This is a genomic window from Gordonia westfalica, assembly GCF_900105725.1.
Lineage (GTDB): Bacteria > Actinomycetota > Actinomycetes > Mycobacteriales > Mycobacteriaceae > Gordonia > Gordonia westfalica.
In genome coordinates, this window is the sequence record NZ_FNLM01000034.1 from 4,429,162 (window position 1) to 4,447,155 (window position 17,994).

11 protein-coding genes and 1 pseudogene are annotated in these 17,994 nt (G+C 68.5%); 7 read left to right on the plus strand and 5 right to left on the minus strand.

Annotated elements, in window-relative coordinates:
* Nucleotides 1-37: 37 nt before the first annotated feature.
* Nucleotides 38-322: a hypothetical protein gene (locus BLU62_RS25770; RefSeq protein ID WP_074852647.1), complete on the plus strand. Its 285-nt coding sequence runs from the start codon at nt 38-40 to the stop codon at nt 320-322.
* 228 nt (nt 323-550) lie between these two features.
* Here BLU62_RS25770 and BLU62_RS25775 read toward each other — a convergent pair whose 3' ends face one another.
* Nucleotides 551-2,470 (minus strand): ABC transporter ATP-binding protein, encoded by a 1,920-nt coding sequence (locus tag BLU62_RS25775; RefSeq protein ID WP_074852648.1) that lies wholly within the window; start codon nt 2,468-2,470, stop codon nt 551-553.
* Nucleotides 2,471-2,657: 187 nt separating this feature from the next.
* Here BLU62_RS25775 and fgd point away from each other — a divergent pair, with 187 nt between their 5' ends.
* Nucleotides 2,658-3,668 (plus strand): glucose-6-phosphate dehydrogenase (coenzyme-F420), encoded by a 1,011-nt coding sequence (gene fgd, locus BLU62_RS25780; RefSeq protein ID WP_074852649.1) that lies wholly within the window; start codon nt 2,658-2,660, stop codon nt 3,666-3,668.
* A gap of 455 nt (nt 3,669-4,123) precedes the next feature.
* Here fgd and BLU62_RS25785 read toward each other — a convergent pair whose 3' ends face one another.
* Nucleotides 4,124-5,056, minus strand: coding sequence for a LysR family transcriptional regulator (locus tag BLU62_RS25785; RefSeq protein WP_074852650.1), 933 nt, complete (start codon nt 5,054-5,056; stop codon nt 4,124-4,126).
* Between the two features lie 83 nt (nt 5,057-5,139).
* Here BLU62_RS25785 and BLU62_RS25790 point away from each other — a divergent pair, with 83 nt between their 5' ends.
* The 5 genes from BLU62_RS25790 (at nt 5,140) to BLU62_RS25810 (ending at nt 11,973) form a co-directional block, all read left to right on the plus strand.
* The gene (locus BLU62_RS25790; RefSeq protein WP_074852651.1) at nt 5,140-6,171 is read left to right on the plus strand and encodes a DMT family transporter; all 1,032 of its coding nucleotides are present in this window, start codon (nt 5,140-5,142) and stop codon (nt 6,169-6,171) included.
* 179 nt (nt 6,172-6,350) lie between these two features.
* Nucleotides 6,351-6,908, plus strand: coding sequence for a TetR/AcrR family transcriptional regulator (locus BLU62_RS25795; RefSeq protein WP_074852652.1), 558 nt, complete (start codon nt 6,351-6,353; stop codon nt 6,906-6,908).
* Nucleotides 6,909-6,915: 7 nt separating this feature from the next.
* Nucleotides 6,916-8,523, plus strand: coding sequence for an FAD-binding oxidoreductase (locus tag BLU62_RS25800; protein WP_074852653.1), 1,608 nt, complete (start codon nt 6,916-6,918; stop codon nt 8,521-8,523).
* A 31-nt stretch (nt 8,524-8,554) separates the two neighbouring features.
* The gene (gene pta / locus BLU62_RS25805; protein ID WP_074852654.1) at nt 8,555-10,765 is read left to right on the plus strand and encodes a phosphate acetyltransferase; all 2,211 of its coding nucleotides are present in this window, start codon (nt 8,555-8,557) and stop codon (nt 10,763-10,765) included.
* Nucleotides 10,762-11,973: an acetate kinase gene (locus BLU62_RS25810; RefSeq protein ID WP_074852655.1), complete on the plus strand. Its 1,212-nt coding sequence runs from the start codon at nt 10,762-10,764 to the stop codon at nt 11,971-11,973. Before pta ends, BLU62_RS25810 begins: the two co-directional genes overlap by 4 nt.
* Nucleotides 11,974-12,708: 735 nt before the next feature.
* Here the strand turns inward: BLU62_RS25810 and BLU62_RS25815 are convergent.
* The 3 genes and pseudogenes from BLU62_RS25815 to BLU62_RS25825 all read right to left on the minus strand — a co-directional run bounded on the left by BLU62_RS25815 (nt 12,709) and on the right by BLU62_RS25825 (nt 17,760).
* Nucleotides 12,709-15,303 (minus strand): serine/threonine-protein kinase, encoded by a 2,595-nt coding sequence (locus BLU62_RS25815; protein ID WP_074852656.1) that lies wholly within the window; start codon nt 15,301-15,303, stop codon nt 12,709-12,711.
* Nucleotides 15,303-16,318: pseudogene (locus BLU62_RS25820) on the minus strand (glutamate ABC transporter substrate-binding protein). Before BLU62_RS25820 ends, BLU62_RS25815 begins: the two are co-directional and overlap by 1 nt.
* Nucleotides 16,315-17,760: a hypothetical protein gene (locus tag BLU62_RS25825; protein ID WP_074852657.1), complete on the minus strand. Its 1,446-nt coding sequence runs from the start codon at nt 17,758-17,760 to the stop codon at nt 16,315-16,317. The pseudogene BLU62_RS25820 and the gene BLU62_RS25825 overlap by 4 nt, the downstream one beginning before the upstream one ends.
* Nucleotides 17,761-17,994: the final 234 nt, after the last annotated feature.

Consider the following 17,994-nt stretch of genomic DNA (forward strand, 5'->3'; position numbering starts at 1 on the left):
TCCTGATCGCCAGCAACCGTTCCAACCAGGAGTTCTCGTGAGTACCGGCCCCGACTTCGCACGCGGCGCGCAGACCCTGTCGACGACGATGACCACCATCGGCGCGACCATCCTCATCATCTGCCTGGGCTGGCTGACCGTCGACTGGTGGCGCGACGGCCGCTGGTTCTGGGTGGCCGTCGGCATCGCCATCATCGTGGTCAACATCGTGCTGATCGTGATGCAGGTCCGCCGCCGCCGCGCGGAACGCGCGAAGGGCCCGAAGCGCCCCCGGCGTCCGCTGATCGACAACTTCGACGACCTCGACGACGGCCCTTCGTGACGGCCCTCCGCAAGCTCCGGGCCTCCTCAGGGAGCGGGTGGTGACGGCCCTCCGCAAGCTCCGGGCCTCCTCAGGGAGCGGGTGGTGACGGCCCTCCGCAAGCTCCGGGCCTCCTCAGGGAGCCACTGCTGCCTGATCCGAAAGAGCGCGACTCACCCCCCTCGCTGCCTGAGGTGCGAGGAGCGTTAGCGACGAGCCTCGAAGGCCTCGTGAGATGACCTCGCAGCCCTACGCCGTGAGCGTCCCGTCCTCGGGGTCCCCACCGTCGTCGGCGAACTGCGTGCGATACAGCTCGGCGTAGCGTCCGTTGCGTGCCAGAAGCGTCGGGTGGTCTCCGCGTTCGACGACGCGCCCCGCTTCGAGCACCACGATCTCGTCGGCCGCGCGGACCGTCGAGAGCCGGTGCGCGATGACGATCGAGGTCCGTCCTTCGAGGGCCTCGCCCAACGCTTCCTGAACCGCGGCCTCCGACGTCGAATCCAGATGTGCGGTCGCCTCGTCGAGGATCACCACCGACGGCTGCGCGAGCAACAGTCGCGCGATGGTCATCCGCTGGCGCTCACCGCCGGACAGGCGGTACCCGCGTTCGCCGACGATGGTGTCGAGGCCGTCGGGCAAGGACGCCACCAACTCCTCGAGGCGGGCCCGGCGCAGCGCGTGCCAGATCTCGTCGTCGGAGGTCTCGGGCCGGGCCAGAACGAGATTGGCGCGAATGCTGTCGTGGAAGAGATGGCCGTCCTGCGTGACCAGCCCGACGGTGCGATGCACCGACGCGGTCTGCAGGTCGCGGATGTCGACGTCGGACAGTCGGACCGAGCCCTCGTCGACGTCGTAGAGCCGGGTGGCGAGGCTCGCGATCGTCGACTTGCCCGCACCCGAACTGCCGACCAGGGCCACCATGCTGCCGGCGGGGACGTCGAGGTCGACGTGGTGCAGGACGGTTGCACCCGCCCGGTTATCGAGCTGCGCAACCTCTTCCAGCGATGCCAGCGAGACCTTGTCGGCCGCGGGGTAGGCGAAGGAGACGTTGTCGAAGTGCACCGACACCGGGACCGGCCGGCCGCTCTCGGTGCCGGGGACCGGTCGTGCGTCCGGGGCGTCGGTGATCAGCGGTGTCAGGTCGAGGACCTCGAAGACGCGCTCGAAACTGACCAGCGCGCTCATGATCTCGACACGGGCGTTCGCCAGCGCGGTGAGCGGGGCGTACATGCGGGTGAGGAGGAGGGCGAGCGAGACGACCGCACCCGCCGACAGATGCTCGTTCACCGCGAGCCATCCCCCGAGCCCGTAGACCAGGGCGAGCGCGAGCGCGGAGACCAGTGTCAACGCGGTGAAGAAGTAGGCCTGGAGCATCGCGCGTCGAACACCGATGTCGCGCACACGATCCGCACGGTCGGCGAACTCGCGTGATTCCAGGTCGGGGCGGCCGAACAGCTTGACCAGGGTGGCACCGGGTGCGGAGAACCGTTCCGTCATCTGGGTCGACATGCGCGCGTTGTGCTCCGCGGCCTCCCGAGAGAGAGAAGCCATCCGGCGTCCCATCCGACGCGCCGGGACCACGAAGATCGGCAACAGGATGAGGGCGAGCAGCGTGATCTGCCAGCTGATGTAGATCATCACGCCCAGGGTCAGCGTGAGTGTCACAATGTTCGAGACGACACCGGAGAGTGTGTCGCTGAAGGCGCGCTGCGCGCCGATGACGTCGTTGTTGAGCCGGCTCACCAGGGCGCCGGTCCTGGTCCGGGTGAAGAAGGCGACCGGCATCCGCTGGACATGGTCGAAGACTGCGCGACGCAGGTCGAGGATGAGGCCCTCACCGATGTTCGACGACAGCCACCGCACCCCGATTCCGGCCGCCGCCTCGGCGACGGCGATCAGGGCGATCGCCACCGCGATTCCGACGATCATCGCCTCGGACCCACTGGCGGTGATGAGGTTGACGACTCGTCCGGCGAGCAGCGGCGTCACCACGGTGAGGACCGCGGTGAACACCGACAGCACCAGGAACAGCCCGATCCGGCGCCGATGGGGGCTCGCGAACCCGCCGATCCGGCGCAGCGTCGCACGTCGATCTCCCCGCAACCGCTTACCGTCCGGCGAGGTCGACGACTTGTACATCATGTCCCAGGCGACCGACTCCATGCTCATGTCGCCCAGGGTAGAACTTAAAGTTCACTTGAGGTCCAATCGGGCGCGGCGGCCCCCTGGTGGACGGGGAGAGTCGCACCGTCACCAATGCTCTAGTTTGGTATTTGCGGTCACAACGGCGATCACGATCAGTGGATCGGCCACGGAATGTGAGGTCGGCACGGCCGACGGTTAGGGGCGAGGCTCAATGGCAGAACTCAGGCTCGGATACAAGGCGTCGGCGGAGCAGTTCGATCCGCGCGAGTTGGTGGAGATCGCGGTCGCAGCCGAAGAGCACGGACTGGACTCGGTCGCGGTCAGCGACCACTTCCAGCCGTGGCGGCACAACGGCGGCCACGCCCCCTTCTCGCTCGCGTGGATGGCGGCCGTCGGTGAGCGCACCAAGCGCGTCCAGATCGGCACGTCGGTCATGACCCCCACCTTCCGTTACAACCCGGCGGTCATCGCCCAGGCCTTCGCGTCGATGGGATGCATGTACCCGGGTCGCATCATGCTCGGCGTCGGCACCGGCGAGGCGCTCAACGAGTACGCCACCGGCTTCCAGGGCGAGTGGCCCGAGTTCAAGGAGCGCTTCGCCCGCCTGCGCGAGTCGATCAAGCTCATGCGTGAACTGTGGACCGGTGAAGAGGTCAACTTCGACGGCGAGTACTACCACACGCAGGGTGCGTACATGTATGACGTTCCGGAACAACCGATCCCGGTGTACGTCGCCGCCGGTGGACCGGTCGTCGCCCGGTATGCGGGACGCGCCGGCGACGGCTTCATCTGCACCTCGGGCAAGGGTGCCGAGCTCTACACCGAGAAGCTTCTCCCTGCGGTGAAAGAAGGTGCGGAGAAGGCCGAACGCGACTTCGACGCCATCGACAAGATGATCGAGATCAAGATCTCCTACGATCCCGATCCCGAACTGGCGCTGGAGAACACACGATTCTGGGCGCCCCTGTCGCTGACCCCGGAGCAGAAGCACAGCGTCAACAGCTCCACCGAGATGGAACGTCTCGCCGACGAACTGCCCATCGAGCAGGTCGCCAAGCGCTGGATCGTCGCCTCCGACCCCGACGAGGCCGTCGAGAAGGTCAAGTTCTACACCGACGCCGGACTGAACCACCTCGTCTTCCATGCGCCCGGCCACGATCAGCGTCGTTTCCTGGAGAACTTCCAGCGCGACCTGGAACCGCGCCTGCGCAAGCTCGGCTAGTTGTACTGACCCGGGACGTCGGGTACGTCCTTCGGCGAGTCAGCGTGGAAACAGGTCGGCGCCGATCCGCAGTTCGGTGGGCACCAACAGAAGACCGACCGGCAGCGCCCGATCATCAAGCTGACCGCCGAATAGTGACAGCCCCACCCTTTTTGGGCAAACCCACCACCCCCGGGGGTGGTGGGTTTGCCCAAAAAGGGTGGGTTTGCCGGACGTCAGGCCGCGACGAAGGCCTGATCACCGAACAATTCGGCATGTGGACCGCAGCGCCACCGACAGTTCCGCAGGGCACCGTGTGATGAGTGTTCCGCGGAACACTCATGCCGGGCGGGCGCAACGCTGTTGACCCGACCCTGGCTCCGCAGCACCAGCGAATTGCAGCGCTACCCGGTACCCAACCTGGCGGGTCAATACAGCTAGTACAGCCAGTCCCGATTCATGGCTCGAAACCGCGCTCAGCGCGGCCCCGCTGGCTGAGCTTGTCGAAGCCTGTGAATCGGCTGCAGCACAGCGGCGTCGAGCAGTTCCAGTACTCGCTGTACCGGCGGCAGGTCCTGAGCGCTCTGTCGTACGCGCACCCGGATCGCGCGGACGGGTGTGGGGTCGACGATGGGGATCGCCACCACCCCGGCGGGTAGGTGGGTGAGCGCGAGTTGTGGGACCACGGTGAGTCCGACGCCGGCGGCGACGAAGCGGATCGCGGTCGGGTAGTCCTGTGTCTCGATGCTGAAGTCCGGTGTGAAACCGACTGAGGTGCAGGCGTTCAGGAGTGCCTGCCGGCACGGGCCCCGGGCGACGTCGTTGTCGACCCACGGCACCGGGGACAGCTCACGCAGGGTCACCGACTCGCGACCGGCCCAGTGCGACTCATGCGGTACCACTGCGTGATACGGGTCGCTGGTGAGGGGGCGGCTGGTGTAGCCGCCGGAATCGCCGGCGGGGTGGTCGGTGTCGGCGACGTAGATCTCGACGTCGGGGGAGGCGGCGGAGGGGTCCGCGAGTTCGATCAGCCGGAGGTCGAGTCTCAGGCCGGGGAATTCGCGCGTCAGGGCCGCGACGATCGGCGGGATCCACGTGGCCCCTGCCGATGCGAAGTAGTTGATCCGGAGTTGCCCCAGGCGTCCGTCGCGGAGTTCGGAGATGAGGCCGTCCACGCGCGCCAGCTGTTCGAAGACCGGCTCGGATTCGGCGGCCAGGATAGTGCCGGCCTCGGTGGGCACGATGCCCCGGCCGTCGCGCTCGATGAGTGTCAGTCCGGTTTCTCGCTGCAGGGTGGCGATGTGCTGGCTGACCGCCGACGGCGTGTACCCCAGAGCGGTGGCGGCGCCGCCGATGGATCGCTCGCCGATGACGGACCGCAGGACCCGGAGTCGGTGGATGTCGACCATGGATTCGACAATACAGCTGGACTTAACAGACCGATAGAAAATTTCACTTGTCCTGAAGAACTCGATGGCCGACGCTGGGAGGTATGACCCCGCGCTCCTCGTCGCCCGCAGTTCTCGGCGTCTCCCTGCCGGCCCTGGCCGCGCTCACCACCGTCGTGCTGTGGGCGTCGGCGTTCGTCGGCATCCGGGCGTTGGGGGACTCGTTCTCGCCGGGCTCGATGGCGTTCCTGCGGCTCCTGGCGGCGGTCATCCCGCTGACGGTCATCGTGCTCGTGGTGCGGCTGCGGAGGCGGAGCCCTCGCGGTGTCCACGACGGTCCGGCCCCCACCTGGTTCCCGCGGGGACGGGCGTTGGGGCTGGTGATCGCCTACGGCGTCGCCTGGTTCGCCGGCTACACGATCCTGCTGAACTGGGCCGAGCAGCACCTGGATGCCGGCACCGCGTCCCTGCTGGTGAACCTGGCCCCGATCCTCGTCGCGATCGCCGCGGGACTCTTTCTGGGAGAGGGCTTTCCGCGACATCTGGTGATCGGTATGACCATCGCCTTCGCCGGGGTCGTGCTCATCGCGGCCGGTGGCTCGGCCACCGCTGACGCCCATGCCGATTGGCTGGGAGTGCTCCTCGGAATCGCTGCCGCGGTGCTCTACGCGACCGGCGTGCTCATCCAGAAGTCCGCACTCCGCACGGTGGACGCGCTGACCGCGACCTGGCTCGGTGCCCTCGCCGGTCTCGTTGCGACCCTGCCCTTCGCGCCCGCCGCGATCTCGGAGCTCGCGGACGCCGACGCATCCGCGATCGCCGCGGTGATCTACCTGGGCGTCGGGCCCACCGCGATCGCCTTCTCGACCTGGGCGTATGCCCTCGCGCGCACCGATGCCGGCGCGATGGCGGCGACGACGCTCGTGGTTCCCGCGATCGTGATCGTGATGTCCTGGGCGCTTCTCGACGAACTGCCGACCGGCGTCGGGATCGTCGGCGGCGTGCTGTGCATCGGCGGGGTGGCGATCGCGCGTCGACTGCTGCCACCGCGTACCCGGCGGGCGCGACCCGAGACCCGGCCGGCGCAGACCGCCCCGGAGCCTCGCGTACCGGAAGGTTCGCCCACTGCCACCTGAGGAATCGCCACCTCGGTTGCAGCGCCGTTTACAGCACGCGAACCTGGTCCGAAAGTGGAGATTCTGCGTCCTCGTAGCTCGCCCGGCCCGTTCAGCACATCCGATCGGGGCGCCGATGGGCGGTAGCCTAGGCGGAGGTGCCCGCACGTGCGGACACCCTGATTCGATAAGTTTTTCGCATGGATCGTGACCGCATGGTGGACGTCGGAGTGGGACTCGTCTCCCGCTTCGGCGCCAAGACGTTGAGTCTGACGTCCGTGGCGCGTCACGCAGGAGTCGCCCGGGCAACTGCTTACCGCATGTTCGGCGGTCGGAATGCGCTGGTCGCGGCAATCGTCGACCGCGAGGTGTCCCTGCTGCGGATCAAGCTGCGGGAATGGTCGGCCTCCGCGCCCGATGCGGCCGGGAAGGTCCGCGCGCAGGTCGTGAACGTGCTGCCCTACATCCGCGAGCACGAGGCGCTGCAATATGTGCTGCGCAAGGAACCCGAGGAGATCGTGCGGGCGCTGGTCGCGACCAGCGACTCGTCGGGTCCCAGCCTCATCCAGCTGATCGTCGATCAGACGCTGCCCGATCTCGAGCCGCAGATCGGGGATCAGCTCGTCCCGGATCCGCGTGGGGCCGCGGAGTTCCTGGTGCGGACGATCTACTCGCTGATGCTCATCCCGGACAGTTCGCTCACCGACGAGCAGATCGCCGACCTCGTCGTGCGGGCGGTCGTCAAGAACGAGGAGTGACCCGACGATGACCGGTGGCGAGCGGACCGCAGACGAGACCGCGATCCCGGTCGTCGAGATGCGCCGGCCGCGCTGGGGCGACCCCGGCCGCGTCACCGAGTTGCCCGCCGCCGCGGCCGCGCTGGCCGGCGACGCCACCGAGGACCGGGGTATCGCTCCCGAGTCGGTCACGCCCGGCGACTCGCGCGTGCCGGCGGCCGTCCGCGCCGACCTCGAGGCCGTCGTCGGCGCCGAACACGTCGTCGGCTCCGACGACGCGCGGGTCCAGCACACCCGCGGCTACTCGACGCCCGACCTGCTGCGAATGCGCGCGGGCGACGCCGCCGATGCCCCCGACCTGGTCGTCTATCCGGCCGATCACGACGACGTCGTGCGAATACTGCAGGTCTGCGCCGCCGCGAAGGTCGCGGTCGTGCCGTTCACCGGCGGCACCTCGGTGGTGGGCGGGCTCGCCCCCGACCGCGCGGGGTTCGCCGGCGTGGTCAGCGTCGACCTCCGGCGCCTCGACCGTCTCGTCGAGATCGACGAGATCTCCCGCATCGCCACCCTGCAGGCCGGTCTCCGGGGGAGTGCCGCCGAAGCGCTTCTGCGTGATCGGGGCTGGACGCTCGGACACTTCCCCCAGTCCTACGAGGGCGCCGGGATCGGCGGCTACGCGGCCACCCGGTCGGCCGGTCAGTCGTCGGCGGGGTACGGCCGCTTCGACGAGATGGTGGAGGGACTCGTCCTCGCCACCCCCCGCGGCACCGTCGACGTGGGGACGGCGCCCCGGTCCGCGGCGGGGCCCGACCTCCGCCAGCTGTTCCTCGGCTCCGAGGGCGCCTTCGGCGTCATCACCAGCGTTCGCCTCCGCGTCCATCCGGCCCCGGCCACCCGGCTCTTCGACGGCTGGCGCTTCGCATCCTTCGCCGACGGCGCCACCGCCCTGCGACGACTCGCGCAGGACGGCCCGCTGCCCACCGTGATCCGCCTGTCCGACGAGGTCGAGACCGCGATCAACCTCGCCGATCCGGCACAGCTCGGCGGCGACTCGTCGGGATGCCTCGTCGTCACCGGATACGAGGGTGAGGAGCGCGAGGTGCTCCGGCGCCGCGACGCCGCATCCGAGGTGCTCGTCGACGCCGGTGGCACGGCGCTCGGGTCCGGCCCCGGGGAGTCCTGGCGCACAGGACGTTTCGCCGGCCCCTACCTGCGCGACCCGCTGCTCGACGCCGGTGTGCTGGTCGAGACCCTGGAGACCGTCACCTATTGGTCGAAGTTGCACGAGCTGCGCGCCGCGGTCACCGCCGCGATCACCGACACGCTCACCGCCTCCGGTACACCCCCGCTGGTCATGTGCCATGTCAGCCACGTCTACGCCGCCGGTGCGTCGTTGTACTTCACCGTGGTCGCGCCGTTCGGCGCTGACCCGATCACCGAGTGGGCGGCCGCGAAAACCGCCGCGAACGACGCGATCCGGGCAGCCGGCGCGAGCATCACCCACCATCACGCCGTCGGCCGCGACCATCGCGACGCCTACCACGAGGAGATCGGTCCGCTGGCGCTCGAGGCCCTGCGGGCGGTCAAGGCGACCCTCGATCCCGACGGCGTCTGCAATCCCGGCATCCTGATCTGAGCTCGTCCGGTTGGACCCCTCGGGCGCCACTATGCTGGGGCGCATGGCCACCGACGCTGCCGTTACCGACCCCACCGCTGGAGATCGAGTCGCCGGGGATCGAGGTGCCGGCGAGTCGACGACCAGCATCTATCTCGCCTCGGCCGAGGGGGAGACCGGGAAATCCGTCGTGGCGCTGGGCCTGTTGGCCCTGCTCGCGGCAACCGGAGGTCGGGTCGGGGTCTTCCGCCCGATCACCCGCGCCGACGGCGACAACCGGGACCCGCTGCTCGACCTCCTCATCGACTATGACTCGGTGGACGTGCCCTACGAGGACTGCCTGGGCGTGACCTACGAGCAGGTCCACGACGACCCCGAGGCCGCGATCGGGGAGATCGTCGCCCGGTTCCATGCGCTGGCAACCCACTGCGATCGCGTGGTGATCGTCGGCTCGGACTACACCGACGTCGGCACCCCGTCGGAGCTGAGCTTCAACGCGCGCATCGCCGCCAACCTGTCGGCCCCGATGGTGCTCGCGCTGAAGGCCGACGGCAGATCACCCGAGGCGATCGCCGATCTCGCCGAAGGACTGCTCGCCGAGGTCGGCACCGCCCATGCGACACCGATCGCCCTCGTTGCGAACCGGTGCGACCCCGACCGGCTCGACGAGATCCGGGCGACGCTGCGCCGCACCGGGGTTCCGAGTCTGTGTCTCCCGGAGGAGCCGATCCTGTTCGCCCCCACCATGGCCGAGCTGAAGGAGGCGCTCGGCGCCACCATGTACAGCGGCGACGAGGAGTTCCTCGACCACGAGGCGCTACGGGTGATGGTGGGCGGGATGACCGTCGAACACATCCTGGAGCGTCTCACCGACGGCACGGTCGTGATCACGCCCGCCGACCGGTCCGACGTGCTCCTCGCGCTCGTGAACGCCAATACGGCGCAGGGTTTCCCGCGACTGTCGGGCATCATCCTCAACGGCGGGCTCAAGCCGCATCCGATGATCGAGGCGCTGGTGAGCGGACTCAAACCGACGCTGCCGATCATCAGCTGTCCGCACGGCACCTACGACACCGCGCGAACCGCGGCCCACACCCGCGGCCGGCTCAACGCCGGATCGGCGCGCAAGATCGAGGCGGCGTTGTCGCTCATGGAGACCTACGTCGATCCCGAGGTCGTCATGCGCAACCTCAACGTCGACGTCCCGTCCGTCGTGACCCCGCAGATGTTCGAGTACCGGCTCATCTCCCGTGCGCGGGCGCAGCGTAAGCACATCGTGCTCCCCGAGGGCGGCGACGACCGCATCCTGCGCGCGGCGAGCCGTCTTCTCCGCCGCGGGGTCGCCGACCTCACGCTGCTCGGTGACCAGGATGCCGTGCAGGAGAGGGCAAACGAGCTGGGTCTCGACCTCGCCGGGGTCGCCGTCATCGACCCGGCCACCTCGGAGTACCTCGACGAGTTCGCCCGGATCTACACAGATCTCCGCAAGCACAAGGGCATGGAGTTCGACCGTGCGCGGGAGAAGATGCTCGACGTCTCCTACTTCGGCACCATGATGGTGCATACCGGTCGGGCCGACGGGATGGTGTCGGGGGCGGCGCACACGACCGCCCACACCATCCGGCCGGCGTTCGAGATCATCAAGACCAAGCCGGGCGTCTCGACGGTGTCGAGCGTGTTCTTCATGTGCCTGGCGGACAAGGTGCTCGCCTACGGCGACTGTGCGATCGTCCCCGACCCGACCGACGAGCAACTCGCCGACATCGCCATCTCCTCGGCGCAGACCTCAGCCGCCTTCGGTATCGATCCGCGCGTGGCGCTGCTGTCCTACTCCACCGGGACGTCCGGCACGGGCGCCGACGTCGAAAAGGTCAAGACCGCAACCGAACTGGTGCGGCAACGCGCGCCGGAGCTGCTCGTCGAGGGGCCCATCCAGTACGACGCGGCGGTCGAACCGTCGGTTGCCGAGACCAAGATGCCCGACTCCCCGGTCGCCGGGCGGGCGACGGTCCTCATCTTCCCAGACCTCAACACCGGCAACAACACGTACAAGGCGGTGCAGCGCAGCGCCGGGGCCGTCGCGATCGGCCCGGTGCTCCAGGGCCTGAACAAGCCGATCAACGACCTCAGCCGTGGCGCACTCGTGTCCGACATCGTCAACACGGTCGCCATCACCGCGATCCAGGCGCAACACGTGGACTCCGACGAGATCGTCCCAGACGAGACCGGCAGCGACGAGACCGCCACCGGAGACGCGCGGTGAGCGCCGACACCGCCGGCGCGGTCCTCGTCTTCAACGCGGGCTCGTCGTCGCTGAAATATCAACTCGTCCAACCCGACACCGGCGTCGTCATCGCGGACGGGATCGCCGAGCGCATCGGCGACGCCGGGTCGTCGATCACGCACGAACAGAACGGGGAGACCGTCACCGAGTCGGTGTCGCTGCCCGATCACCTGACGGCGGTCCGTCGTGCCGAACGGTTCTTCGCCGACAACGGCACCGATCTCGTGCACGCGGACCTGGCGGCGGTCGGGCACCGCGTGGTGCACGGCGGCCGGTCGTTCTACGAGCCGACACTCGTGGACTCCTGGGTGATCTCGGAGATCAAGCGGATCTCGCCCCTGGCGCCGTTGCACAATCCGGCCAACCTGGTGGGCATCGAGGCGGCCCGCACCCTGCTTCCCGACGTGCCGTCGGTCGCGGTGTTCGACACCGCCTTCTTCCACGGATTGCCCTCCGCGGCAGCGACCTACGCCATCGATCGGGAGGTGGCGGCCGAACACGCCATCCGTAGGTACGGATTCCACGGCACCAGCCACGAGTACGTGTCGGGCCGCGTGGCCGAGTTTCTCGGGAAGGACGTGACCGAGCTCGATCAGATCGTGCTGCATCTCGGCAACGGCGCGTCGGCCTCGGCCATCTCTGGCGGAAAACCCGTCGACACCAGCATGGGCATGACCCCGCTGGAGGGGCTGGTGATGGGAACCCGCAGCGGCGACATCGACCCCGGCCTGGTGCTACATCTCAACCGGGTGGCCCACCTGTCCGTCGACGAGATCGACACGCTGCTCAACCAGCGATCGGGACTCCGAGGCCTGTGCGGCGAGAACGACTTCCGTTCCATCACCGAACTGGTCGACGCCGGCGACGAGGACGCCCGCCGCGCCTACGACGTCTACATCCACCGGTTGCGGCATTACCTCGGTGCGTACGCCTTCGAGCTCGACAAGCTCGACGCGATCACCTTCACCGCCGGTGTCGGCGAGAACTCGGCGCGCGTCCGGGCGGACGCGCTCGAGGGGCTGGAGCGATTCGGGATCGTCCTCGACCCGGAACGCAACGCAGCAGCGGACCGGTCGGCGCGTCGGATCTCCGCCGACGCCAGCGCCGTCGACGTACTGGTGGTCCCGACGAACGAGGAGCTCGCCATCGCCCGGCAGTCGGCCGCGCTCGTCGCCGAGTCTGACTGACCTGGCCCGGGGCAGGTCTTCGTGGCTCGTCGACTTCGATACGCTCCTTCGTCGCTACTCAGCCCGTCGGCTATCGCTCCTCGCGCCTCGGTGCCCTCGGCCGGCTGGCCGTCGTGGAGGAGGAAAGGCCTCGCCGGTGTCCGAGGGAGGCCGGGTTTTCCCGGGTGCACGCGCGATCGGATCACCGCATCAACGCGGAACCACGGCGCATGCGACATCGCTCCGGCGCTGCGAGCTCGACCGAGGTCGTTCTCACGGATTGATGTCGCGTGCGATGTTGATACGGGTGTCGTGCACCGAGCCGGCGGGGTGACTGCGGCACACCGCGCCGGGTGGGTCGACATTCGCGTCCCGCTCAGTGGCGTCCGAGGGGAATGTGCCCTCCGCCGGTGCTCACGGGGACGCGATCGTCGCGGTTCCCCGGCGATCGTCGAGCACAAGAGACCCGGTTCCGGTGGAGGACCCGTCGTCTCTGATCCTCGAGGAGCCCGCATGCCGACTGCCGAACCTCAACTCGACCGGCAGATGTCGATCGACGTCTGTGGGTCGGGTTGAGGTCGATCGGTGGTTGGGTGAACGACGGTGTGTCACGAAGCCTTCGGGGCTCGTCGACGTCGATACGCTCCTTCGTCGCTCACTCAGCCCGGCGGCTAACGCTCCTCGCACCTCAGGGAGCGGAGGGGTGCGCCGCAGCCATCGACCTCGTCGCCGCAGCGAGGACGCCGCGTATCGAGGTCAGAACAGCGTGTTGGGCCGCACGTAGTTCGCGAGATCGACGAGCATGAAGCGGTGCTCGCGGTTGTTGCGCGTCTGGCGTGCGAGCTGGCGCAGGGATCTCTCGGTGCCGGTGCGGATTCCGTATTCGGTGAACGGGAAGCCCAGTAGCGTCGAGGGTTCCTTGTCGGAGCCCTCGTCCTCCGGGTTGTCGTGGATCCAGCCGAGCGCGGTACCGAGCACGATCAGGAGCATGCGTGACTTGCGGGGTTCGGTGTCGGGGATCTGCTCGAGTCGTCGTGCGGCCTCGACGATCTGGTTACGCGTGACCTGTGAGGTGGGTCGGCCGTGCACCAGGGCGATGATCGCGGTCGCCCGCGCGGTGTTGAAATGCCTACTGGTGGCGGGTACTTCGTCGAGAGGGCGGATCGCGCCGTCGAAGTCTCCGGCCGCCACGGCGAGGCGGGCCAGGCCGAAGGCGGCGGTCACGATGCTGTGGTCGGTCAGCCACAGATCGTGGTAGTGGTGCTGCGCGACGTCGTACAACCGGGCGATCCGGTCGGCGGATTTCGACGGCCCGTCCTCGTCGGCGAGCCACCGGCCGATCAGTTCGGCGGTGCCGGCCACCGCGAGTTTCGGTGCGACCTCGCCGGGCATCGCGCCCAGGACCTCGTCGAACCGTTCGTAGGCCAGCTCGGGTTCGTCGTTCATCAGGGCGCAGATACCCATGTACCACTCCACCCGCCACGAATCGCCGTGGTGCTCACGGACATCGCGGAGCAGTGCGAGGGCGGTGTCGACGTCGTCGAGCTGGAGGTGGGCGCGCGCCTCGGCGAGGTCGATCTCCAGCGAGGGATGGGCGTTCTTCACCGGGCGTCCGCCGAACAGCGATGCGAAACCTTCTGCGCGTGCGGTGTTGATCGAGTCGAGGGTCTGCCGAGGGTCAGAGAGGGCGGCCGAGGTCAGCAGGCTCGCGGCAGGATCCAACGGATTCACGAGAGGCAGGGGGAGCGCGGTGGCGATGTCGACCGGATCGTAGAACGCGGCCTGGTCGGGGTCGAAGAAGCCGTCGACCGGGGCGAGCATCAGATCGGTGCCGAAGGTCGAGCGCTGCGGGGTGAAGACCGTCGACAACGAGGGCCGGGGCACGCCGGTGTGCACGGCGACCGTCTCGCGGAGCACGTTGAGCACCTGGGTGCTCATCTCCTCGGCGGAGGCGAACCGGTCGGCCGGGTCGGGAGCCGTGGCACGTTGCAGCAGAAGGTAGAACGACGGGTTGTCGCGGAAGACGGCGGTCTCGGTGGGGGACGGCAGGCCGTCGACGTAGCGGCCGTTGCGCATCTCCATCGGCACGGTCAGCACCGCGAGAGTGCGTCCGACGCTGTAGATGTCGGTGGCGACCTGCGGCCCGGTCTTGACGATCTCCGGTGCCTGGAAACCCGGTGTGCCATAGAGGTGTCCGTAGCCGTTGATCGGCGAGACGGCACCCAGGTCGATGAGCTTGACCTCGTCGCTGCCGACCATGATGTTCTCGGGTTTGACGTCGTTGTAGACCAGGCCCACCGAATGCAGGTAGCCGACGGCCAGCAACACCTCGAGGATGTAGGCGAGGCCCTGTTCGACGGACAGCAGCGACTTCTCGGGGTCACCCGAGGTGATCTGCTTGAGCGTCTGACCGCCGATGTACTCCATGACGATGTAGCCGAAGCGATCGTCGTCGTCGACGTGTTCGACGAAGTTGTAGATCTTGACGATGCCGGGGTGGTTCACCGACGCCAGGAACTGGCGTTCGGCCACCGCGACTCGCTGCGCCTCCGAATCCGAGGAATTCAGAAGCCCTTTGAGAACGACGGGGCGGTCACTCACGTTGCGGTCGATGGCCAGGTAGATCCAGCCGAGTCCGCCGTGGGCGATCGCGCCGGCGATCTCGTACTGATCGGCGACCAGAGTCCCCTGGGCGAGTCCCGGTACAAACGAATACCGCGCACCGCAGTTGGTGCAGTCGCCGGTGGGCGGACCCTGACCCTCTCCTTCGAGTCTTCCGACGGGTTTGCCGCAGCGCCAACAGAATCGCTTGTTCTCGGCGATCACCGGGTCGTCGATGACCGCGTCCTCGGGTTCGATGTCGGTGATCTTCGGCATCTCGACCAGGCCGCTGCCGAGACGACGTTCGTGGACCGGGGGGCGTCGGCGCGGGACGAGTCGCCGTCCGAGCGGACCCGAATCCGGCTCGGGGTGTTGTGTCGCCCGGGTTCGGACGACCCGGTCGGTCTGGCTGTCGAACCGGTCCGGCGGCGCGATACCGACGGTGAAAGCGGGTGCGGCCGCCTGCGTTCCGACATCGGGATCGGATACCCGGCGCGGTTCGGTGGTGTCGTCGGACTCGGCCATCAGGTCGTCGAGATCGACCTTCTGCGTGCCGACCTCGGCGACCTCGTCGGTCGTGCTCTCGTCCGGTGCGTTCCGGTCGGTGTCCGGCTCGTCGTCGCCCATCAGGTCGGCGAGTGAGACGCGCTGGGTGCCGACCTCCTCGGGTGCGTCGGCAGCCGCCCCGTCCCGCTTCTCGGGACCGTGTGGGTCGGCGTGTGATGGTTCGCCGGCATAGCTCATGGGCATCAGTCCCGGTAGTACGGCTGCGGTGCGCCGAATCCACTGTCGAGGATGGACAACCAGCGGTCGCGGATCTGCTGCCAGCGGCCGGTCGCCCGGATACGTTCGAGCACCCCGTTGACGAAGCGGATCATGTCGTCCTCACCCTTGGGGATGCCCACTCCGTAGAACTCCTCGCCGAGGCTCGGGCCGACGACCCGGACCCACGGGTCCTGCGCGGCGAGTCCGGCGAGAATGGCGTCGTCGCTGGTGACCGCATCGACCTGACCCTGTTGCAGCAGCACGAGACAATCGGCCCACGTGGTGGTGCTGACCATCCGGACCCGCGGCTGGATGGACTGCATCCGGCCGATCGAGGTGGTGCCCCGCGCCCCGCAGACCCGCTTGTCGGCGAGCTGAGAAGGTCCGGCGATGTTCGAGTTACGGAACGACAGGATGCGTTGCGACGCCACGTAATACGGGGCCGAGAAGCTGATGTCGCGCAGCCGGTCGCAGGTGATGCTCATCGTCTTGATCACCACGTCGACGGTCTTGTCGCGCAGTGCGTCGATCCGTTGCGCCGAGCTGAGCACCTGGAACTCGACGCGCTGCGGATCGCCGAAGATCGCGCCCGCGATCTCGTGGGCGATGTCGACGTCGAAGCCCTGGATGTCACCGGAGATGGGGTCGCGGAAGCTGAACAGGTTGGAGCCGATGTCGAGTCCGACGATGAGCCGACCACGTTCGAAGATCCCGGCCATCGTCGAATTCGGGGCATCTTCCCGGGCTCGGGCATCTGTGCCGGCGGACGCAGGGTGAGTGTCGCGTTGCACGCCTCCGAACTCGGTGGGGGTTCGACCGGCACGTCGGTCTGGACCCCGGGGAGAACCAGCGGGACGGCGGTCGCGGTCGGGGGCGGCGCCTCGGCGGCGGGGAACCGGACACAGCCGGTCGCGACGAACGCCACGAGGAGCAGGACGACCGCGGCCGGCAGGCGGCGCGGACGCGCGTGGCCGGGGCGGAGAAGGCGGGGGAGGGTCATCGGTACTCCCGTATTCGGGGGAAGAGTCCACCGACGATCGCGATCGCGGCGAGAACCGCGAGTAGGAGAATCCCGGTCCCGGTGAAGCCGAGCACGCGCTGGGCGGTGTTGATGTCGTCGCGGAACGAGGTCCGCGCGGTGGTGATCGCGTCGACCAGGGCGGTGTCGACGGCGGTGTAGGCGCGGGCCGAGCTGTTGAGGCCGTCCCCGACGGTGAGCTGCCGGGCGCGGTCGAAGTTCCCGGTCTGGATGTACCGGCGGACGGCGGCGTCGGTGCGCTTCCATTCGGCGAGCGCCGAGCTCACCTGGTCGAGCTGCTGCGCGGACACCGATCCGGCCTCGTCAGTGCTCCGGACGTCGTCGACGATGCCGTCGATCTTGGCGGTCGTCGCGGCGAAGGTACGTTCCAGTCCGCCCTGGTCGCCGCGGCGGATGAGCGCCAGGGTCTCGGCGGATCTCGCCTGCTGGGTCAGGATGCGCGCGGCGGTCAGCTCGCGCAGCGGGTCGGCGCCGTCGGTACGGGCGTTGCTGGTCGCGGCGACCGACATCAGTCCCGAGGCCAGCAGCCACACCGTCCCCAGCGTGAGCGCGCCGATCGCGGCGACCATTCCGACGTTGAATCGACGGCGGGTCCTGCGCGCGAGATACCGGGACGTCAGCACCATCGCCGTGAGCAGCAGCAACAGCGGGATGTAGACGGTCCACGGCGGGCGGGTCAGTGAGTGCTGCGGGTCGGCGATCGCCATCGAACGCCGTTCATAGAGGCGCTGCGCGGCCGGCAGGATCTTGTCCTGCATCAGCGACGACGCCTGGCCCAGGTACGCCGACCCGACCGGATTGCCCAGTCGGTTGTTGGTGCGCGCGGTCTCGATCAGTCCGCTGTACACCGGGATCGACGTCGAGAGGGTGTCGAGGTCCGACGACAGCGCCCGCTCGGTCGCGTCCTCGGTCATCCCCGGTCCCGGCTCGCTGGACGTACCGGTCGCGAGGATCAACGACGACGCGGCCGTCGCCAGGGCATCGGAATAGCGTTGCCGCAGGTCCGGGGTCTCCAGGCCGCCCGAGATGAACGCGGCGTTCGCGGATGCGTCGGCGATCGACAGGGAGCTGTAGAGGACCTGCGCGGCCTCGGCGAGCGGTTCGGTGCGTTCGATCAGTCGCTGCAGGGTCTGCGTGCGGTCCTCGAGCACGGTCGATGCGTACCAGCCGGTGGTCAGGCAGCCGAGGACGAGGATGACGCAGATGATGATCAGCTTGCCGGGTGTGGTGACCGAATAGTGCCGGAGCGTCTGGAACGGTGACTGCGCACGTTCGCGTGCGGTCGCGACGAGCTCTCGACGATCGGCGAGGACCTGGCGGATCGGCGTCGACGACTGGGCCGGACGGATCGTGCGACCGCCACGGGTGAGTGCCGTCCGCACGGAGGACGCATCGCCGGTCACCTAGCTGATCCCCTTCTCGAACGCTGGATCGTCTCCGGTGCGGCCGCTCGGTCGCCGGCCCCGTTCCGGCTCTCGCGACCTGTCGAAGAAATGACTCATGGGGGTCATCGCTCACCGGGTCGTGCGTGTTTCAGCCTATGCCATCGGTGAGGGTTCCTCCGGGCATCGCGGTCGCACGTCGCACACCTACGTCCGGCCCGTCGTCGGCCCCGGAGCGCCATACCGGCTCTTCCC

Bases quoted from the DNA above. Each gene is read 5' to 3' on its own strand.
- BLU62_RS25775 (WP_074852648.1), bottom strand. From the start codon at position 2,470: ATGAGCATGGAGTCGGTCGCCTGGGACATGATGTACAAGTCGTCGACC.
- fgd (WP_074852649.1), top strand. From the start codon at position 2,658: ATGGCAGAACTCAGGCTCGGATACAAGGCGTCGGCGGAGCAGTTCGAT.
- BLU62_RS25785 (WP_074852650.1), bottom strand. From the start codon at position 5,056: ATGGTCGACATCCACCGACTCCGGGTCCTGCGGTCCGTCATCGGCGAG.
- BLU62_RS25790 (WP_074852651.1), top strand. From the start codon at position 5,140: ATGACCCCGCGCTCCTCGTCGCCCGCAGTTCTCGGCGTCTCCCTGCCG.
- BLU62_RS25795 (WP_074852652.1), top strand. From the start codon at position 6,351: ATGGATCGTGACCGCATGGTGGACGTCGGAGTGGGACTCGTCTCCCGC.
- BLU62_RS25800 (WP_074852653.1), top strand. From the start codon at position 6,916: ATGACCGGTGGCGAGCGGACCGCAGACGAGACCGCGATCCCGGTCGTC.
- pta (WP_074852654.1), top strand. From the start codon at position 8,555: ATGCTGGGGCGCATGGCCACCGACGCTGCCGTTACCGACCCCACCGCT.
- BLU62_RS25815 (WP_074852656.1), bottom strand. From the start codon at position 15,303: ATGCCCATGAGCTATGCCGGCGAACCATCACACGCCGACCCACACGGT.